At 65.8% G+C, this 18,878-nt stretch carries 17 protein-coding genes; 8 read left to right on the forward strand and 9 right to left on the reverse strand.

Annotated elements, in window-relative coordinates:
• The first annotated feature begins 89 nt into the window (after nt 1-89).
• Nucleotides 90-527, forward strand: a complete 438-nt coding sequence (locus tag ACYRGX_RS19455) for an anti-virulence regulator CigR family protein (protein WP_473054073.1) — start codon at nt 90-92, stop codon at nt 525-527.
• Here ACYRGX_RS19455 and rarD read toward each other — a convergent pair.
• The 4 genes from rarD to ACYRGX_RS19475 all read right to left on the reverse strand — a co-directional run bounded on the left by rarD (nt 497) and on the right by ACYRGX_RS19475 (nt 4,215).
• Nucleotides 497-1,402, reverse strand: coding sequence for an EamA family transporter RarD (gene rarD / locus ACYRGX_RS19460; RefSeq protein WP_473054074.1), 906 nt, complete (start codon nt 1,400-1,402; stop codon nt 497-499). The two genes, ACYRGX_RS19455 and rarD, sit on opposite strands and share 31 nt — an antisense overlap.
• Nucleotides 1,403-1,450: 48 nt before the next feature.
• Complete coding sequence (gene gloA / locus ACYRGX_RS19465; RefSeq protein ID WP_473054075.1) at nt 1,451-1,843, reverse strand: lactoylglutathione lyase; 393 nt, start codon at nt 1,841-1,843, stop codon at nt 1,451-1,453.
• Nucleotides 1,844-1,950: 107 nt separating this feature from the next.
• A complete protein-coding gene (locus ACYRGX_RS19470) occupies nt 1,951-3,168 on the reverse strand; it encodes an argininosuccinate synthase (protein WP_473054076.1) in 1,218 nt (405 codons plus the stop codon).
• A gap of 78 nt (nt 3,169-3,246) precedes the next feature.
• On the reverse strand, nt 3,247-4,215 hold the full coding sequence (locus ACYRGX_RS19475) for a flagellar protein MotY (protein WP_473054077.1): 969 nt from the start codon (nt 4,213-4,215) through the stop codon (nt 3,247-3,249).
• 151 nt (nt 4,216-4,366) lie between these two features.
• Between ACYRGX_RS19475 and pyrC the strand changes: the two genes are divergently transcribed.
• The 4 genes from pyrC (at nt 4,367) to bfr (ending at nt 7,306) form a co-directional block, all read left to right on the forward strand.
• Nucleotides 4,367-5,413 (forward strand): dihydroorotase, encoded by a 1,047-nt coding sequence (gene pyrC / locus ACYRGX_RS19480; protein WP_473054078.1) that lies wholly within the window; start codon nt 4,367-4,369, stop codon nt 5,411-5,413.
• A gap of 56 nt (nt 5,414-5,469) precedes the next feature.
• Nucleotides 5,470-6,081, forward strand: a complete 612-nt coding sequence (rnt, locus tag ACYRGX_RS19485; RefSeq protein ID WP_473056731.1) for a ribonuclease T — start codon at nt 5,470-5,472, stop codon at nt 6,079-6,081.
• 226 nt (nt 6,082-6,307) lie between these two features.
• A complete protein-coding gene (locus ACYRGX_RS19490; RefSeq protein WP_473054079.1) occupies nt 6,308-6,523 on the forward strand; it encodes a bacterioferritin-associated ferredoxin in 216 nt (71 codons plus the stop codon).
• A gap of 309 nt (nt 6,524-6,832) precedes the next feature.
• The gene (bfr, locus tag ACYRGX_RS19495) at nt 6,833-7,306 is read left to right on the forward strand and encodes a bacterioferritin (protein ID WP_473054080.1); all 474 of its coding nucleotides are present in this window, start codon (nt 6,833-6,835) and stop codon (nt 7,304-7,306) included.
• Between the two features lie 74 nt (nt 7,307-7,380).
• Here bfr and grxD read toward each other — a convergent pair whose 3' ends face one another.
• Complete coding sequence (grxD, locus tag ACYRGX_RS19500) at nt 7,381-7,701, reverse strand: Grx4 family monothiol glutaredoxin (protein WP_473054081.1); 321 nt, start codon at nt 7,699-7,701, stop codon at nt 7,381-7,383.
• Between the two features lie 243 nt (nt 7,702-7,944).
• Between grxD and argF the strand changes: the two genes are divergently transcribed.
• Both argF and ACYRGX_RS19510 read left to right on the forward strand, forming a co-directional pair.
• Entirely contained in the window at nt 7,945-8,865 is a 921-nt protein-coding gene (argF, locus tag ACYRGX_RS19505) for an ornithine carbamoyltransferase (protein ID WP_473054082.1), read from the forward strand.
• Complete coding sequence (locus ACYRGX_RS19510; protein ID WP_473054083.1) at nt 8,862-9,920, forward strand: ABC transporter ATP-binding protein; 1,059 nt, start codon at nt 8,862-8,864, stop codon at nt 9,918-9,920. Before argF ends, ACYRGX_RS19510 begins: the two co-directional genes overlap by 4 nt.
• Nucleotides 9,921-10,044: 124 nt before the next feature.
• On the opposite strand, the gene purL is transcribed toward ACYRGX_RS19510, so the two are convergent.
• Nucleotides 10,045-13,941: a phosphoribosylformylglycinamidine synthase gene (gene purL / locus ACYRGX_RS19515; RefSeq protein ID WP_473054084.1), complete on the reverse strand. Its 3,897-nt coding sequence runs from the start codon at nt 13,939-13,941 to the stop codon at nt 10,045-10,047.
• Between the two features lie 166 nt (nt 13,942-14,107).
• Between purL and mltF the strand changes: the two genes are divergently transcribed.
• Nucleotides 14,108-15,607, forward strand: a complete 1,500-nt coding sequence (mltF, locus tag ACYRGX_RS19520; RefSeq protein WP_473054085.1) for a membrane-bound lytic murein transglycosylase MltF — start codon at nt 14,108-14,110, stop codon at nt 15,605-15,607.
• 100 nt (nt 15,608-15,707) lie between these two features.
• On the opposite strand, the gene ACYRGX_RS19525 is transcribed toward mltF, so the two are convergent.
• The 3 genes from ACYRGX_RS19525 to lysS all read right to left on the reverse strand — a co-directional run bounded on the left by ACYRGX_RS19525 (nt 15,708) and on the right by lysS (nt 18,836).
• On the reverse strand, nt 15,708-15,989 hold the full coding sequence (locus ACYRGX_RS19525) for a GIY-YIG nuclease family protein (RefSeq protein WP_473054086.1): 282 nt from the start codon (nt 15,987-15,989) through the stop codon (nt 15,708-15,710).
• Nucleotides 15,986-17,239: a CynX/NimT family MFS transporter gene (locus tag ACYRGX_RS19530; RefSeq protein ID WP_473054087.1), complete on the reverse strand. Its 1,254-nt coding sequence runs from the start codon at nt 17,237-17,239 to the stop codon at nt 15,986-15,988. The genes ACYRGX_RS19525 and ACYRGX_RS19530 overlap by 4 nt, the downstream gene beginning before the upstream one ends.
• Before the next feature lie 91 nt (nt 17,240-17,330).
• Nucleotides 17,331-18,836: a lysine--tRNA ligase gene (gene lysS, locus ACYRGX_RS19535; RefSeq protein ID WP_473054088.1), complete on the reverse strand. Its 1,506-nt coding sequence runs from the start codon at nt 18,834-18,836 to the stop codon at nt 17,331-17,333.
• Nucleotides 18,837-18,878 lie beyond the last annotated feature (42 nt).

Genomic DNA, 18,878 nt, shown 5'->3' on the forward strand with positions numbered 1-18,878 from the left:
GGACCGCCCACGGCATAGGCCCGTTGGTGACAACGGAACGGCGAGTCTGTAATGAGATCGAACGACTATTGAATTTCCGGAGTCCCGCCATGCACCGTCAATCCCTCGCCGCCCTCCTCGCCCTGCTGCTGGCCAGCCCGGCAATGGCGGCGCCACCCGACCACGCCGGCAACCCTGGCAAAGGCAATGGACATGGCAAGGGCGCAGCGTCCTTCGACGACAAGGGCAACAGCCACTCCGGCGGAGGGCACGGCGCGCCGGACTTCGACTCGGGGAACATCCTTCGCCTGCTGCAGGACAATCGCAGCTACTACACCCCCGGCGCCTCGCTGCCGCCCGGTGTGGCAAAGAACCTGGCGCGCGGCAAGCCCCTGCCGCCGGGCATCGCCAAGCGCCTGGACAGCCGCCTGCTCAGCCGTCTACCGCACTACGACGGCTACGAATGGATGCAGGCCGGCAGCGACCTGCTACTGGTGACGGTAGCCACCGGGGTTATCTACGAAGTGCTGCGCAACGCCCTCGACTGACGGCGCAGCACCCAGGCGCTGTCACCGGCCACCAGCAGCACCGCCAGCCAGATCGGCAGATAGGTCGCCAGCCGGTCCACGTCGAACGGCTCGCCAAGTACGCTCACCGCGACCAGGAACAGCAACACGGGCTCCAGGTAGCTGAGGATGCCGAACAGCCCCATCGGCAGCAGTCGACTGGCGCCAATGTAGGCCATGAACGCCAGACTGCCCACCAGCGCAAAGGCCGGCAACCACCACCAGAGCTGTGGGTTTACGACGAACGGCGATGGGCTGTCGTCGGCCAGGATCACCCACAGCGCCAGCGGTGAAAGCACCAGCATCTCCAGCAGGAACCCGGGCAACGCCTCGATGCGCATCCAGCGACGCAACACGAAATACGGTGGGTAGCCCAGCGCGGTAACCAGGCAGACCCAGGAAAACGCCCCCGTCAGCCACAACTCGTGAAGCACGCCCAGCGCCGCGCAGCCCACCGCCAGGCGCAGCAACGGCCGCAGGCGCTCGCCGTAGGCCAGGCGCCCGACAAGCACCATGCTCAGCGGCAACAGGAAATAGCCGAGAGACACCTCGACCATGCGCCCGGCCAGCGGCGCCCAGAGGAACAACCACCACTGCACGCCGATCAGCAACGCGGTGACCGGCAGCGCGGCGAGCAGCAGAGGCTCGCGCCGCAGTCGCAGAAGGGTTTCGCGCAGGCTGCCCCACTGCCGCGCCACGCCGATCAGCAGCATGACCATCGGCAGCGACCAGAGCACCCGCCAGGCTGCGACCTGTTCGCCATCGAGTGGCTGCAGCAGTTTCACGAAGCCGGGCATCGCGGCGAACAGGAAGGGAGCGAGCAGCGCCAGCCACACGCCACGGGCAGATAGGTTCAAGTTGACGACTCGGCAAGCGCCCGGCAGGAAGCCGGGCGAGGTAGGCAATCAATCCTGGCGCTGGGGCGACAGCAGTTCGATCTTGTAGCCGTCCGGGTCTTCGACGAAGGCCAGGATGCTGGTGCCGTGCTTCATCGGGCCCGGCTCGCGGGTGATCTTGCCGCCACGGGCGCGAATGTCTTCGCAGGCCTTGTAGACGTCCTCGACTTCCAGGGCAATGTGGCCATAGCCATTGCCCAGGTCGTAGCTGGGCGTATCCCAGTTATGGGTCAGCTCGATCACGCTGTTGTGCGCCTCGTCGCCATAGCCGACGAAGGCCAGGGTGAAACGCCCCTCGGGGTAGTCGTTGCGACGCAGCAGGGTCATCCCCAGTACTTCGGTGTAGAAGGCGATGGATTTGTCCAGGTCGCCGACGCGCAGCATGGTATGCAGTAATCGCATGATGGCTTTCTCCTCATCGTTCGGCCCATTCGGGCGCACAAATACGAACCCCGGCGCGTGGCCGGGGCTCGTCAGGGTTCGCAGGGATCACCTGCCCCACCCTGGGGTCAGAGCATTTCGCGGCCCTTGCCGGCAGCGATGCGCATACGCAGGGCATTGAGCTTGATGAAGCCCGCCGCGTCCTGCTGGTTGTAGGCGCCGCCGTCTTCCTCGAAGGTCGCGATGTTGGCGTCGAACAGCGAATCGTCGGACTTGCGACCGGTGACGATGACATTGCCCTTGTACAGCTTCAGGCGCACGACACCGTTCACACGGGCCTGGGAGGCGTCGATCATCTGCTGCAGCATCAGACGCTCGGGGCTCCACCAGAAGCCGTTGTAGATCAAGCTGGCGTACTTGGGCATCAGCTCGTCTTTGAGATGAGCGACTTCGCGGTCCAGGGTGATCGACTCGATGGCACGGTGGCCCTTGAGCATGATGGTGCCGCCGGGGGTCTCGTAGCAGCCGCGCGACTTCATGCCGACGTAGCGGTTCTCGACGATGTCCAGGCGACCGATGCCGTTCTCGCCGCCGATGCGGTTGAGCTCGGTCAGCACCTGGGCCGGGGTCATGTCCTTGCCATCGATGGCGACGATGTCACCGGCCTTGTAGGTCAGTTCGATGTAGGTCGGGGAGTCCGGAGCCGCCTCGGGCGACTTGGTCCAACGCCACATGTCCTCTTCGTGCTCGGTCCAGGTGTCTTCCAGCACGCCGCCTTCATAGGAGATGTGCAGCAGGTTGGCATCCATGGAGTACGGCGACTTCTTCTTGCCGTGGCGCTCGATCGGGATGGCGTGCTTCTCGGCGTAATCCATCAGCTTCTCGCGCGAGAGCAGGTCCCATTCGCGCCAGGGCGCGATGACCTTGACGCCCGGCTTCAGCGCATAGGCACCCAGCTCGAAACGCACCTGGTCGTTGCCCTTGCCGGTGGCGCCGTGGGAGATGGCATCAGCGCCGGTCTCGTTGGCGATTTCCACCAGGCGCTTGGCGATCAGCGGACGGGCGATGGAGGTACCCAGCAGGTACTCGCCTTCGTACACGGCATTGGCGCGGAACATCGGGAAGACGAAGTCGCGGACGAACTCTTCGCGCAGGTCGTCGATGTAGATTTCCTTGACGCCCAGGGCCTGAGCCTTGGTGCGGGCCGGCTCGACCTCCTCGCCCTGCCCCAGGTCGGCGGTGAAGGTCACCACCTCGCAGTTATAGGTGTCTTGCAGCCACTTGAGGATTACCGAGGTATCCAGGCCACCGGAATAGGCCAGGACCACCTTCTTAACGTCCGCCATGCCATCGCTCCACGCGGTTGTACTTAAAGGCGGGCATTCTACTGCCGTCGGCAGGTGATTGACAGGCCCGTGTCAGGCCTAGGCCGGCTTGGCGGCTTCCGCCTGCACGCCCGCTGCCGGTGCTGCCGGCGGGGGTTCTGCTGGGGGCGTCGCGGGCGGTGCCGGCGCCGCTTCGGGCTCGGCCTGCTGCTGTGGGCTGTTGCGTTCGAGTTGCAGGGTCACGCGGCGATTCTTCGCGCGATTGGCGGCGCTGCTGTTGGGCACCAGCGGATAGCGCTCGCCATGGAAACGCACCACCACCTCGGACTCTGGTACCCCGGCGGCGATCAGGTAGTCGCGTACCGACATCGCCCGCCGCCGCGACAGCTCGCGGTTGTCCAGGCGGTTGCCGGTATTGTCGGAATGACCATCGAGGCTGATGTGGTTGATGCTCGGGTCGGCCTTGAGCAGTTGCAGGATGATGTCCAGCTTGGCGCGCGCCATCGGGTCCAGGGCATCGCCACCGTCGGGGAAGCCGATCTGCGCCAGTCGCACCTGATCGAAGTTCACCGGCAGCAATTTGGCCGAGCAGGCCTGGTAGTCGTCGTAGGCCTTGGCGAAGTGAGCCGGCAGCAGGCGGACCTCCATGGGTTCGCGGCCGCCGGCGGTGCGCAGGCGCACCAGTGGACTGCGCCCCTCCAGCAGACCGACCAGTAAACGTTCCGCCTGCAGGTTGTTGCTGCTGAAGGGGGTCTGCCCTTCGCTCACCGTCACCAGGCCCAGGTTGACATCGCCCTGGGTCGGCCGCCAGGGCGCGGCCGCGGCCAGCAGCAACGCACTGCCACGTTCCATCGGCTGGCCGTTGGACTCCAGCCGGAAAACCACCCGTTCACCGGCGCGACGGACGAATACGCCGCTGCCGAAACCGGTCACGGCCTGGCTCAGGCGGCACTCGAACTGATCCCCGGCGATCGCCCACTCCGCCTTCTCCAGCCGCGGCTGGAAGGTGATGGCCATGGCCGAGGAGGCGGCGCACAGCAACAGGGAGAGGATCAGCAAAGGGCGCACGGCGACTCCGAGCAGCACAACAGAGGTAACGCTTGGGGTATCGGTCCGCCCTGGGAAAACTTGAACGCCTCGATCCCGGAGCCGACCGACGTACCCGGCCAGGGCCTTTTCCGGTAGCATGCCGACAGAAAGCGCCCACCTGGAACACCCCATGCCCGATCGCCTTACCCTGCTGCGTCCCGACGACTGGCACATCCACCTGCGCGATGGCGCCGCCCTCGCCCAGACCGTCAAGGACGTGGCCCGCACCTTCGCCCGCGCCATCGTCATGCCCAATCTGGTGCCGCCGATACGCGACGCCATCGAGGCCGGCGAGTACCGCGAGCGCATCCTCGCCGCCCGCCCGGCAGGCAGCCGCTTCGAGCCGCTGATGGTGCTCTACCTCACCGACGGCACGACGCCCGAGATGGTCCGCCAGGCCAAGGCCAGTGGCATCGTCTTCGCCGCCAAGCTCTACCCGGCCGGCGCCACCACCAACTCGGCGTCGGGCGTCACCGCCATCGCCAACATCCATCCGGCACTGGAAGCCATGGCCGAGGTCGGCCTGCCGCTGCTGGTTCACGGCGAGGTGACCCGCGGCGAAGTGGATATCTTCGATCGCGAGAAAGTCTTCATCGACGAGCAGATGATCCCGCTGTTGCAGCGCTTCCCGACCCTGCGCGTGGTGTTCGAGCACATCACCACCGCCGACGCCGCGCAGTTCGTCGCCGAGGCTCCGGCGCACATCGGCGCCACCATTACCGCCCATCACCTGCTCTACAACCGCAACCACATGCTGGTCGGCGGTATTCGCCCGCACTATTTCTGCCTGCCGGTACTCAAGCGCAACACGCACCAAGCGGCACTGCTCGATGCAGCTACCAGCGGCAGCCCGAAGTTCTTCCTCGGCACCGACTCGGCACCGCACCCGCGACACGCCAAGGAATCGCCCTGTGGCTGCGCCGGCTGCTACACCGCCCACGCGGCGCTGGAGCTGTATGCCGAGGCCTTCGAGTCGCGCAACGCACTGGATCGCCTGGAGGGTTTCGCCAGCCTGCATGGCGCCGATTTCTATGGTCTGCCCCGCAATACCGAGCAGGTGACCCTGATCCGTGAAGAATGGACGCTGCCAGCCAGCCTGCCCTTCGGTGATCACGAAGTGACGCCGCTGCGTGGCGGCGAAAAACTGGCCTGGCGACTGCTGGAGGAACAGGCGTGAGCGAAGAACATCTCGATCCGCAAGACGAGCAACCGGTCGCCGACCTGCGCAAGCCCATGGCCCGCCGCTTCCGCGGCTACCTGCCGGTCGTCGTGGACGTGGAGACCGGCGGCTTCAATTCGGCCACCGACGCCCTGCTGGAAATCGCCGCCGTGACCATCGGCATGGACGAGAACGGCTACCTGTTCCCCGAGCACACCCACTTCTTCCGGGTCGAGCCCTTCGAAGGCGCCAACATCGAGGCCGCCGCGCTGGAGTTCACCGGCATCAAGCTCGACCACCCGCTGCGCCAGGCGGTGAGCGAGGAAACCGCGCTGACCGATATTTTCCGTGGCGTGCGCAAGGCGGTGAAGGCGCATGGCTGCAAGCGCGCCATCCTCGTCGGCCACAACGCCAGCTTCGATCTGGGTTTCCTCAACGCCGCCGTCGCCCGCTGCGAGCTCAAGCGCAATCCCTTCCACCCGTTCTCCTGCTTCGACACCGCCACCCTGGCGGGCCTCGCCTACGGGCAGACGGTACTGGCCAAGGCCTGCCAGAGCGCCGGCGTGGACTTCGACGGCAAGGAAGCGCATTCCGCGCGCTACGACACCGAGAAGACCGCCGAACTCTTCTGCGGCATCGTCAACCGCTGGAAAGAGATGGGCGGTTGGGAAGACTTCGACGACTGACGCGCGTTGTAGCAAAGCCTACATCCGTCCTTTCGTCGCCCTGCTTAGAGAAACACTCTACTTTCAAAGACCTATATCGACACCGTGCCCGCTCACCCGCGGGCACGGTGCTTGCTGGTACCCGTAAGAGAATAGACAGCCGACGAGCGGCAGTGCGTTAAAAGTTGTCAATCATTCTCATTAAGATTAGTATCGCATCCAACGATTTCTCGACGGGTTCCTCGCTATGTATGTCTGCCTCTGCCAGGGTGTCACCGACGGACAGATCCGCGATTCGATCAACGAAGGGTGCTGCAGCTACCGCGAGGTACGCCAGAGCCTCGGCGTAGGCACCCAATGCGGCAAGTGCGCCTGCGTCGCCAAGCAGGTCGTGCGCGAAGCCTTGAGCGAAGCCCAACTGGCCCAGGCCGGCACTGCCTGCGCAGCCATCTGCGCCGCCTGACCTCTCGCGCCCGGCTCTACGCGCGGGCCATCGCGAAGCCCTCCCCCTCCCGCGAACCCTCTCCGACGCCTCTCGCCACCCTCTCCAAACCAATGCGCCGTGATTTTCTTCCGCAGAAGAAATCTCGCGCTCCGTCCTGCTCGCCCACAAATCCCCCAGAAATTCAACGGGTTAGCCCAACGCGGAATCAAAACATTCGCATTGGCATTCAATTTCCATTGCAGATCAATGACTTACGTTTGACAGAACGCCGCAGGCGGGATCAGACTTGGCCTCGAATCCACCGCCAGGCAGACGGAGCGCACCCCCATGAAAGGCGACAAGCAGGTCATCCAGCATCTCAACAAGATCCTTGGCAACGAACTGGTCGCCATCAACCAGTACTTCCTGCACGCGCGCATGTACGAGGACTGGGGTCTCGAAAAGCTCAACAAGCACGAGTACCACGAGTCCATCGACGAGATGAAGCATGCGGACAAGCTGATCAAGCGCATCCTCTTTCTCGAGGGCCTGCCCAACCTCCAGGAACTGGGCAAGCTGCTGATTGGCGAAAACACCCAGGAAATGCTCGAGTGCGATCTCAAACTGGAGCTGTCCGGCCTGGCCGACCTGCGCGCCGCCATCGCCTTCTGCGAAAGCGTCGGCGACTACGTCAGCCGTGACCTGCTCGAAGACATCCTCGAATCCGAGGAAGAACACGTGGACTGGCTCGAGACCCAACTCGGCCTGATCGACAAGGTCGGCCTGGAGAACTACCTGCAGTCGCAGATGGAAGAAGACTGAGCGCCCGTCCACAGGACGCCAGAAACGAAAAAGCCCCGCCTAGGCGGGGCTTTTCATTGGCGGAAGCATCAGGCCTAGGCTTGCTCGCCAGCGGCCTTGATCATCTTCTGCAGCTCGCCGCTCTCGAACAGCTCGGCCATGATGTCGCTGCCGCCGACCAGCTCACCACCCACCCACAACTGCGGGAAGGTTGGCCAGTTGGCGTACTGCGGCAGCGTCGCGCGGATTTCCGGGTTCTGCAGGATGTCCACGTAGGCGAACTTCTCGCCGCACGCCATCACCACCTGCGCGGCGCGTGCCGAAAAACCGCACTGCGGTGCGTTCGGCGAACCCTTCATATAAAGCAGGATGGGATTCTTGGCGATCTGGTCTTTGATGGTATCGATGATTTCCATGGGCACCTCCGGCTAATCGTCAGACGGCCTGTGGGCCGCTCGTTTGACGCGCATTGTAGCGAAAAAAGCGTCAGCCAGGCAGGTCGGCGACGGTACGCGGCGGATGGATTGCGCCTGTGCGCCACTTCCTTATACCATCCGGCCTTTCCCCTTTTCGCCCAACACACGGCCAACAGGCCGTGAGAGTGCGTTGTTCCCAGCGGAGGCAGCCTAGAAGCCGCCGCGCAATACAGGTAGTAGCTTATGAGCGCCAGACACTTTCTCTCGATGATGGATTGCACGCCGGATGAACTACACGGCCTGATCCGTCGAGCCAGCGAGCTGAAAGATCTGCGCCAACGCGGCGTACTCTTCGAGCCGCTGAAGAATCGCGTACTAGGGATGATCTTCGAGAAGGCCTCTACCCGTACCCGGGTGTCCTTCGAAGCCGGCATGATCCAGCTGGGCGGCCAGGCGCTGTTCCTCTCCCCGCGCGACACCCAGCTAGGCCGTGGTGAACCCATCAGCGACAGCGCCATCGTCATGTCGAGCATGCTCGACGCGGTGATGATCCGGACCTTCGAGCACGCGCTGCTGGTCGAATTCGCCGCCCACTCGCGGGTGCCGGTGATCAACGGCCTGTCGGACGACCTGCACCCCTGTCAGTTGCTCGCCGACATGCAGACCTTCCACGAGCATCGTGGCAACATCGCCGGCAAGACGGCGGTCTGGGTGGGCGACGGCAACAATATGTGCAACAGCTACATCGAAGCCTCCGCGCAATTCGACTTCCAACTGCGCGTAGCCTGCCCCGAAGGCTACGAACCGGATGCCGCACTGCTGGAACGCCATGCCGACCGCGTGACCCTGCTGCGCGACCCACGCGAAGCCGTGGAAGGTGCGCACCTGGTGAGCACCGACGTCTGGGCCTCGATGGGCCAGGAAGAAGAGGCGCAGAAGCGTATCGACAGCTTCCGCGGCTACCAGGTCAATGCCGAACTGCTCGACCGTGCGGCCCCCGACGTCCTGTTCATGCACTGCCTGCCGGCCCACCGCGGCGAGGAGATCAGCGTCGAGCTGCTCGACGATCCCCGCTCGGTCGCCTGGGATCAGGCCGAAAACCGCCTACACGCACAGAAGGCGCTACTCGAATTCCTCGTCGAACCGGCCTACAAGCACGCATGAAAGACACCCCGCTGCTGCAGATCAGCGACCTCGCCTGCGGCTACGCCGGGCAAACGGTCGTCAGTGGCCTCAACCTGCACCTGGAGGCCGGCCACATCGGCGGCCTGCTCGGCCCCTCGGGTTGCGGCAAGACCACGACCCTGCGCGCCATTGCCGGCTTTGAGCCGCTGCTCGGCGGGGAAATCCGCCTCGGCGGCGAAACGCTCTCCCGCGCCGGCTTCACCCTGGCGCCGGAGAAGCGCCGCATCGGCATGGTGTTCCAGGACTACGCGCTGTTCCCGCACCTGACGGTGGCGCAGAACGTCGCCTTTGGTATCCGCAAGCACCCGCAGCGCGACCAGGTGGTGCGCGAACTGCTCGAACTGGTCAAGCTCGACGGACTCGCCGCGCGCTTCCCCAACGAGCTCTCCGGCGGCCAGCAGCAGCGTGTCGCCCTGGCCCGTGCATTGGCCCCCGATCCCGCCCTGCTGCTGCTCGACGAGCCGTTCTCCAACCTGGATGTCGAACTGCGTCGCAGCCTAGCCGCCGAAGTCCGCGAGATTCTCAAGGCACGCGGCATCAGCGGCATGCTGGTGACCCACGATCAGGAAGAAGCCTTCGCCGTGTGCGACCAGGTCGGTGTCTTCGACCGCGGCCGCCTGCAGCAGTGGGACACACCCTTCAACCTCTACCATGAACCGGCCACGCCCTTCGTCGCGGGCTTCGTCGGCAAGGGCTTCTTCGTTCCCGGACGCCTGCAGAGCCCGGAGACGGTCATGACCGAGCTCGGCCTGATTCCCGGCAACCGGGCCTACGGCTGGGGCGAAGGCGCGGCCGTCGAAGTGCTGCTGCGCCCCGACGACATCGTTCACGACAGCGACAGCGAACTGCGCGCACGCATCGTCGGACGCACCTTCCAGGGCGCCACCAGCCTGTATCGCCTGGCCCTGGCCAGCGGCTGCCAACTCGAAGCGCTGTTCCCCAGTCACGTCGACCTCGCGCCCGGCGAAAGCACCGGTATCCGCGTGGTTGCAGACCACCTGGTACTGTTCCAGGCCCGCGAACACGCCGCCTGAACCCGTCCACGCCGTAGGATGGCGTTGAGGGCACAGCCCGATACCCGTCGACAGATAACGATGGGCTTCCAATGCCCACAAAAAACCCGCCGGAAGGCGGGTTTCTCGTTGTGGCGTCAGGCGATCAGTTCACCCAAGCGCGTGCGTTGCGGAACATGCGCATCCAGCCGCCATCCTCGTTCCACTCGTCCGGCTTCCAGGAGTTCTGCACCGCGCGGAACACGCGCTCCGGGTGCGGCATCATGATGGTCACGCGGCCATCGGCGCTGGTCAGGCCGGTGATACCGCGGGGCGAACCGTTGGGGTTGGCCGGGTAGCGCTCGGTCACCTTGCCATGGTTGTCGATGAAGCGCAGCGCGATGCTGCCCGACAGGTCCGCGGCGAGCAGCGCCTCGGGACTGGCGAACTCCGCGTGACCTTCACCGTGAGCGATGGCGATCGGCAGGCGCGAGCCGGCCATCCCCTGCAGGAACACCGACTTCGACTCCTGTACCTGGACCATCGCCACGCGTGCCTCGAACTGCTCCGAGCGGTTACGCACGAAGTGCGGCCAGTTTTCAGTGCCAGGAATCAACTCGTGCAGGTTGCTCATCATCTGGCAGCCGTTGCAGACACCCAGCGCGAAGCTGTCGGCACGCTCGAAGAACGCCAGGAAGGCGTCCCGCGCACGGGCGTTGAAGAGGATCGACTTGGCCCAGCCCTCTCCGGCACCGAGCACGTCGCCGTAGGAGAAGCCGCCGCAGGCGACCACGCCCTTGAAGGTTTCCAGATCCACGCGACCGGCGAGCACATCGCTCATGTGCACGTCGATGGCGGCGAAGCCGGCGCGGTCGAAGGCCGCGGCCATTTCCACCTGGCCGTTGACGCCCTGCTCGCGAAGGATCGCCACCTGCGGACGCAGGCCCTTCTTGATGTAGGGAGCGGCGATGTCCTGATCCGGATCGAAGGACAGCTTCACCGACAGCCCCGGGTTTTCCTCGTCGAGCAGTGCTTCGAACTCCTGCTCGGCGCATTCGGCGTTGTCACGCAGGCGCTGGATGCGATAGCTGGTCTCGGCCCACTGGCGCTGCAGCAGGCGACGCTCGCCGGCGAACACCACCTGCTCGGCGAAACGCAGGGTCACTTCGCTGCCATTGACCGGCTGGCCGATCACCGCAACGCACTCGCCCAGGCCGGCGGCACTGAACTGCGCCAGCACTTCGGCGGTGTCGTCCTGGCGTACCTGCAACAGAGCACCCAGTTCCTCGGCGAACAGCAGCGCGGCCAGGCCATCGCGGTCGTCGGCCAGACCATCGAGGCGCAGATCCAGGCCACAGTGGCCGGCGAAGGCCATTTCCAGCGCGGTGGTCAGCAGGCCACCGTCGGAGCGGTCGTGGTAGGCCAGCAGCAGACCGTCGGCATTCAGCCCCTGGACCACGGCGAAGAACGCCTTGAGGTCTTCGGCATCGTCGACGTCCGGCACGCTCTGGCCGATCTTGGCGTAGGTCTGCGCGAGGATCGAGCCGCCCAGGCGGTTCTGCCCGCGGCCCAGGTCGATCAGGATCAGGTCGGTCTCGCCCTTGTCCATGCGCAGTTCGGGAGTCAGCGTGGCGCGCACGTCCTGCACCGGCGCGAAACCGCTGATGACCAGCGACAGCGGCGCGGTGACGCTCTTCTCGGCGCCCTCGTCCTGCCAGCGGGTCTTCATGGACATGGAGTCCTTGCCCACCGGGATGGTCAGGCCCAGCGCCGGGCACAGTTCCATACCCACGGCCTTGACGGTGTCATACAGGCGCGCGTCTTCGCCCGGATGGCCGGCGGCGGCCATCCAGTTGGCGGACAGCTTGATGTCCGACAGCTTGTCGATGCGTGCGGCGGCGAGGTTGGTCAGCGTCTCGCCGACGGCCATGCGCCCGGACGCCGGGGCGTCGAGCAACGCTACCGGGGTGCGCTCGCCCATCGCCATGGCTTCGCCGGTGTAGACGTCGAAGCTGGTGGCGGTCACCGCGCAGTCGGCCACCGGCACCTGCCAGGGACCGACCATCTGATCACGGGCCACCAGGCCGGTGATGGTGCGGTCGCCGATGGTGATCAGGAAGCTCTTGCTCGCCACCGCCGGGTGCGCCAGCACCCGCGAGGTGGCCTCGGCGATGTCCAGGCCACGGCCGTCGAAGTCATCGCCGATGGCGGCTTCGCGGTTCACGCTGCGGTGCATGCGCGGCGGCTTGCCGAGCAGCACTTCCAGCGGCATGTCCACCGGGGTGTTGCCGAAATGGCTGTCGGTCACGGTCAGTTGCGGCTCGGCGGTGGCTTCGCCAACCACCGCGAAGGGGCAGCGCTCGCGTTCGCAGATGGCCTTGAAGCGCTCGAAGTCGGCGGCGTCCACGCTCATCACGTAACGTTCCTGGGACTCGTTGCACCAGATTTCGTGCGGGGCCATGCCCGGCTCGTCGTTAGGCACGTTGCGCAGCTCGAAGCGACCGCCACGCCCGCCGTCGTTGATCAGCTCCGGCAGGGCGTTGGAGATGCCACCGGCGCCCACGTCATGGATGAACTTGATCGGGTTCTGCTCGCCCAGTTGCCAGCAGCGGTCGATGACCTCCTGGCAGCGGCGTTCCATTTCCGGGTTCTCGCGCTGCACCGAGGCGAAGTCCAGGTCCGCCGAGCTGGCGCCGGTGGCCATCGACGAGGCCGCACCGCCGCCCAGACCGATCAGCATCGCCGGGCCGCCGAGCACGATCAGCTTGGCGCCGACCGAGATCTCGCCCTTCTGCACGTGGTTCTCGCGGATGTTGCCCAGACCGCCGGCGAGCATGATCGGCTTGTGATAGCCGCGCACCTCGGCGCCACGCGGGCTGTCCACGGCCTGCTCGAAGGTACGGAAGTAACCGTTGAGCGCCGGACGGCCGAATTCGTTGTTGAAGGCGGCGCCGCCCAGCGGGCCTTCGATCATGATGTCCAGCGCGTCGACGATGCGCTCGGGCTTGCCGTAGGGCTTCTCCCAGGGCTGCACGAAGCCGGGGATGTTCAGGTTGGATACCGAGAAACCGGTCAGGCCGGCCTTGGGCTTGGCGCCGCGACCGGTGGCGCCCTCGTCGCGGATCTCGCCGCCGGAGCCGGTGGAGGCGCCGGGGAACGGGGCGATGGCGGTCGGGTGGTTGTGCGTTTCCACCTTCATCAGGATGTGCACCGGCTCCTGCACCGCGCCGTACTGGCGGCTTTCCGGGTTCGGGAAGAAGCGCCCGGCGGTGAAGCCTTCGATGACCGAGGCGTTGTCCTTGTAGGCGGACAGCACGCCTTCGCTGTGCATCTGGTAGGTGTTCTTGATCATGCCGAACAGCGACTTGTCCTGGCTCTCGCCATCGATGTCCCAGCTGGCATTGAAGATCTTGTGCCGGCAGTGCTCAGAGTTGGCCTGGGCGAACATCATCAGTTCGATGTCGTGGGGGTTGCGCCCCAGCTCGCCGAAGCTCTTCACCAGGTAGTCGATCTCGTCGTCGGCCAGTGCCAGGCCGAGGCTGAGGTTGGCCTGCTCCAGCGCCGGACGACCGCCGCCAAGTACGTCGATGGCGGTCAACGGACGGGGTTCGGCATGGCTGAACAGCCCCGCGGCATCGTCCATGCGACCCAGCACCAGTTGGGTCATGCGGTCGTGCAGCAGCGCCGCGACCTGCTCGACCTGCTCGGTGGACAGCTCGCCACCGACGTAGTAGGCCACGCCGCGCTCCAGGCGCTGGACGTTGCCCAGGCCGCAGTTGCGCGCGATATCGGTGGCCTTGCTCGACCAGGGCGAGATGGTGCCGAAGCGCGGCACCACCAGGAACAAGCGCCCGGCAGGCTCCTGCACCGGCACGCTGGGGCCGTACTTGAGCAGGCGTGCAAGGACCTGTTCCTGGTCGCCTGAGAGGCTCCCCGACACTTCGGCGAAGTGCGTGAATTCGGCGTAGAGCCCGGTTACCGCGGGCACTCGCGCGGTCAATTGCTCGAGCAGTTTGCCGTGGCGGAAAGCGGAAAGAGCGGGGGCGCCGCGCAGGATCAGCATGGTGAGGACAGCCTCTGGGCAGGGGGTGTTCAGGGGCCGCATATTCTAGCCTAAACACCGCCGCGCGGCACCCGTGGCAATGCCCATCCAGCGCCCCCCGGCTCTAGCAGAGCGGCGCCCGACTGTCCAGATATGGTAGGCCCGATCCTTCGCGTATAATGCGCCGATGTTTGCCCGTCCCCTGTTCCGCCTCCGCTGCGCCGCCTGGCTGCTGGCGACCGGAATCTTCCTGTTGCTCGCCGGCTGCAACGCAGAAGACGATGCCCCCAAGGCATCCCCTTCCCGCCCGATGCCCGTGCTCGAGCGTGTACAGGAGGAGGGCGTCCTGCGCGTCGTCACCCGCAACAGCCCGGCCACCTATTTCCAGGATCGCAACGGTGAAACCGGCTTCGAATACGAGCTGGTCAGCCGTTTTGCCGAGGAGTTGGGCGTCAAGCTCGAGATCGAGACCGCCGACAACCTCGACGACCTGCATACCCGCCTGCAACAGTCCGATGGCCCGGTGATCGCCGCCGCCGGCCTGACCCCGTCGAGCACCGAACATCCTGGCGTGCTCTATTCGCGAGGCTACCTGGAGGTCACGCCGCAGGTCGTCTATCGCAACGGCCAGACGCGCCCCACGCAACCCGAAGACCTGGTCGGCAAGCGCATCGTCGTGCTGGCCGGCAGCAGCCACGCGGCGCAACTGGCCGAGCTGAAGAAGAGCCTTCCCGGCCTGGAATACGAAGAGACCGACCAGGCCGAAGTGGTCGATCTGCTGCGCATGGTCGATGAAGGACAGATCGATGCCACCCTGCTCGACTCCAACGAGCTGGCGATGAACCAGGTGTATTTCTCCAACGTACGAGTCGCCTTCGACCTGGGCGACACCCGCAGCCTGGCCTGGGCGGTGAAGGGCAGCGCCAAGGACCGCAGCCTGCTGCAGAAGGTCGACGCCTTCCTCGCCGAGGCGCAGAGCAGCGGTCTGCTCAAGCAACTGACAGAGCGCTACTACGGGCATGTCGACGTACTCGGCTACGTCGGCGCCTACACCTTCGCCAAGCACCTGCAGCAGCGCCTGCCGCGCTACGAGGATGTCTTCCGCAAGGCCGGCGGCGAATACAAGGTCGACTGGCGCCTGCTCGCCGCGATCGGCTACCAGGAATCGCTCTGGCAACCCGACGCCACCTCCAAGACCGGCGTGCGCGGCCTGATGATGCTGACCCTCAACACCGCCAAGGCCATGGGCGTTTCCGACCGCCTGGATGCCGACCAGAGCATCGACGGCGGCGCCAAGTACTTCATGCAGGTCTATCAGGGGCTGCCCGACGGCATCGAGGACCCCGACCGCATCTGGTTCGCCCTGGCGGCCTACAACATCGGCAGCGGCCACCTGGAAGATGCGCGCAAGCTGGCGCAGGCCGACGGCCTGGACCCCAACCGCTGGCTCGACGTGAAGCGCGTGCTACCGCGCCTGGCGGAAAAGAAGTGGTATTCGAAGACCCGCTACGGCTATGCCCGCGGTGGCGAGCCCGTGCATTTCGTCGCCAACATCCGCCGCTACTACGACATCCTCACCTGGGTGACCAGACCGCAGATGGAGTCCGGCGCCCTGGCCGAAAGCGGCATCCACGTTCCGGGCGTCTCCAGCGAGCACTCCGACAACGACGCGAAGGAAGCGCTCTAGGGCCAGTTGCCGCTTCACTCACGGCCGCACCGAGCTGTCTTGGCGCGCGGATCTGCGTCAGGAATGAACCTGCGGTTCGCCAATCAAACGGCAACTGGCCCTAGCCGAGCGGCTGCTCGCTGCGCGCCAGCCACTGCAACACCAGTTGTTCCTTCGCCGCCTTGCTCAAGGCCTTGATCGCCCGCTCGCGGCGCAGCGCCGCCGACTTGTCCGCACAGCCTTCGATGTAGACCAGCGCCTGGGCCGGGCTGGAGCGAAAGAAGCGCGCACCCTTGCCGCTACAGTGCTTTTCGAAGCGCCGCTGCGGATCGTCGCTGATCCCGCAATAGAGCGCGCCATTGGCGGCGCGCACCAAATAGACCGACCAGGCCGCCTGGCTCATGCGCCGGCCGACGCACCGACCAGCCGCGCACGCCCGGCGCCCAGGCCGAAAACGGTGGCGATCAACGCAATGACGATGAAGATCAGGCCCACCGGCCCCCAGCCGTACTGGTCATGCACCACGCCCACGGCAAGCGGCCCGAATGCCGCCAAGGTATAGCCGACACCCTGCGCCATGCCGGAGAGGCTGGCGGCGGTCTGCGGGTCAGGCGTGCGCAGCACGATCAACGCCAGCGCCAGGCTGAAGGTGCCGCCCTGCCCCAACCCCAGCAGCACCGCCCACAACCAGAGGCTGCCCAATGGCGCATACAGGCAACCGAGCAGGCCACCCAGGGTGAGCCCCATCACCACGAGGATGCCCAGGCGCTGATCGCGTCCGCGGGTCGCCAGCCAGGGCGCCGACAGCGCACTGATCAGTTGCACCAGGATGCTCACCGACAGCACCAGTCCCGCCTGCACGTCGCCCAGCCCACGTCCGGCGAGCATCGCCGGCAGCCAACCGAACACGATGTAGGCCAGCGAAGACTGACTGCCCATGTACAGGGTGACCTGCCAGGCCAGCGGATCGCGCCACAGCGCCGTCACCCGTCGCGCCGCATGGGTCGCGTGCCGCGCACGCAACTGCGGCAGCCAGGCCAGCGCAGCGAGCAGCGCCGGCAGGCACCAGAATGCCAGCGCCGGGCGCCAACCATCGAAGGCCCGCGCCAGCGGCACCGAGGCGCCGGCGGCCAGCGCGGCGCCCAGGCACAGCACCATGGTGTAGACGCCGGTCAGCGCCCCCGCGTGCTGCGGGAATTCGCGCTTGACGATGCCAGGCAGCAACACGCCGATGATGCCGATGGCGGCGCCCGCGCACAGGCTGCCGAGGAACAGTCCGGCGACGCCGAACAGGCTGCGAAGGACGATGCCACCGGCCAGCAGCAGGAGGATCGCGAGAATCGTCCGCTCACTGCCCAGACGCCGTGCCAGGCGCGGCGCCAGCGGCGCGAACAGGCCGAGGCAGAGGACCGGCAAGGTGGTCACCAGGCCGGACTGCCAGCCCGACAGGCCCAGGTCGGTGGAGAGCATTGCCAACAGTGGCGAGAGGCTCGACAACGCCGGCCGCAGGTTCAGAGCAACCAGAAGCAGACCGAGCAACAGCAGCGCGGAGTGCCGCAGAAAGCTCTGCGGATACGCACCCTCCTCCGGCTCGGCGTCGATCATCAGTTCGTCGGCAAGACGGGGGGATGGGCGCTCGTCGTGGCGGGACATGGGCAAGCTCGGTCGAGGGTAAACGGGCAGGCGAGCGGAACGCTCGCCCTGGAAGGCACCGCGCCGGCAGTGCCGGCGCGGCAGCAGAGCGTCAGGCCTGCGGACGCATGTGCGGGAAGAGGATCACGTCGCGGATCGACGGCGAGTTGGTCAGCAACATCACCAGACGGTCGATACCGATGCCCTCGCCCGCGGTCGGCGGCATGCCGTATTCCAGCGCGTTGATGAAGTCGGCGTCGTAGTGCATCGCCTCGTCATCGCCCGCATCCTTCTCTTTCACCTGCAGCATGAAGCGCTCAGCCTGGTCCTCGGCATCGTTGAGCTCGGAGTAGGCGTTGGCGATCTCGCGGCCCCCGATGAACAGCTCGAAACGGTCCGTGACGCTGGGGTTCTCGTCGTTGCGACGGGCCAGCGGGGAAACCTCGAACGGGTACTCGGTGATGAAGTGCGGCTGCTCCAGCTTGCTCTCCACCAACTCCTCGAAAATCATCACCTGCAGCTTGCCCAGGCCTTCATGGCCGAGCACCTTGGCGCCGGCCCGCTTGGCGATGGCGCGCGCCTTCTCGACGTCGTTGAGATCCTCGGCGGTGATGTCGGGGTTGTACTTGAGGATCGAGTCGTACACCGAAAGGCGCACGAACGGCTCACCGAAGTGGAACACCTTGTCACCGTAGGGCACGTCGGTGCTGCCCAGCACCGCCTGCGCCAGCTCGCGGAACAGTTCCTCGGTCAGGTCCATGTTGTCGCGGTAGTCGGCGTAGGCCTGGTAGAACTCGAGCATGGTGAACTCGGGGTTGTGCCGGGTCGAAACGCCTTCGTTACGGAAGTTGCGGTTGATCTCGAAGACCTTCTCGAAGCCACCGACCACCAGGCGCTTGAGGTACAGCTCCGGGGCGATACGCAGGAACATGGCCATGTCCAGCGCATTGTGATGGGTCTCGAACGGCTTGGCCGCGGCGCCACCGGGGATGGTCTGCAGCATCGGGGTTTCCACTTCGAGGAAACCGCGCTCGGCGAGGAAGCGACGGATGTGCGCGATCACTTGGGAACGCACACGGAAGGTATCGCGCACCTCGTCGTTGACGATCAAATCGACGTAGCGCTGGCGATATCGCTGCTCGGTGTCGGTGAGGCCATGGAACTTGTCCGGCAGCGGACGCAGCGACTTGGTCAGCAGGCGCACCTGCTCCATGTGCACGTAGAGGTCGCCCTTGCCGGAGCGTGCCAGGCTACCCTCGACGGCAATGATGTCGCCCAGGTCCCAGCTCTTGATGGCTTCGAGGGTCTCGGCCGGCAGGCCCTTGCGGTCGACATAGGCCTGGATGCGCCCGCTGGTGTCCTGCAGCACCATGAAGGCGCCGCGGTTGAGCATGATGCGCCCGGCGACCTTGACCTTGATGCCCGCGCCTTCCAGTTCTTCCTTGCTCTTCTCGGCGTACTGCTTCTGCAGCTCGCCCGCCAGGCTGTCGCGGCGGAAGTCGTTGGGGAAGACGACGCCCTGCTTCTCACGCAGCGCGGAAAGCTTTTCCTTGCGCTGGGCGATCAGCTTGTTTTCTTCGTCGTGCTGGGCGGTCGGGTTCAGCGGTTGTTCGCTCATGGTCGTGTCGTGTGCCTGGCGGATGTGACTCTAGGGTTGAGC

This window comes from Pseudomonas sp. R4-15 (genome assembly GCF_055768815.1).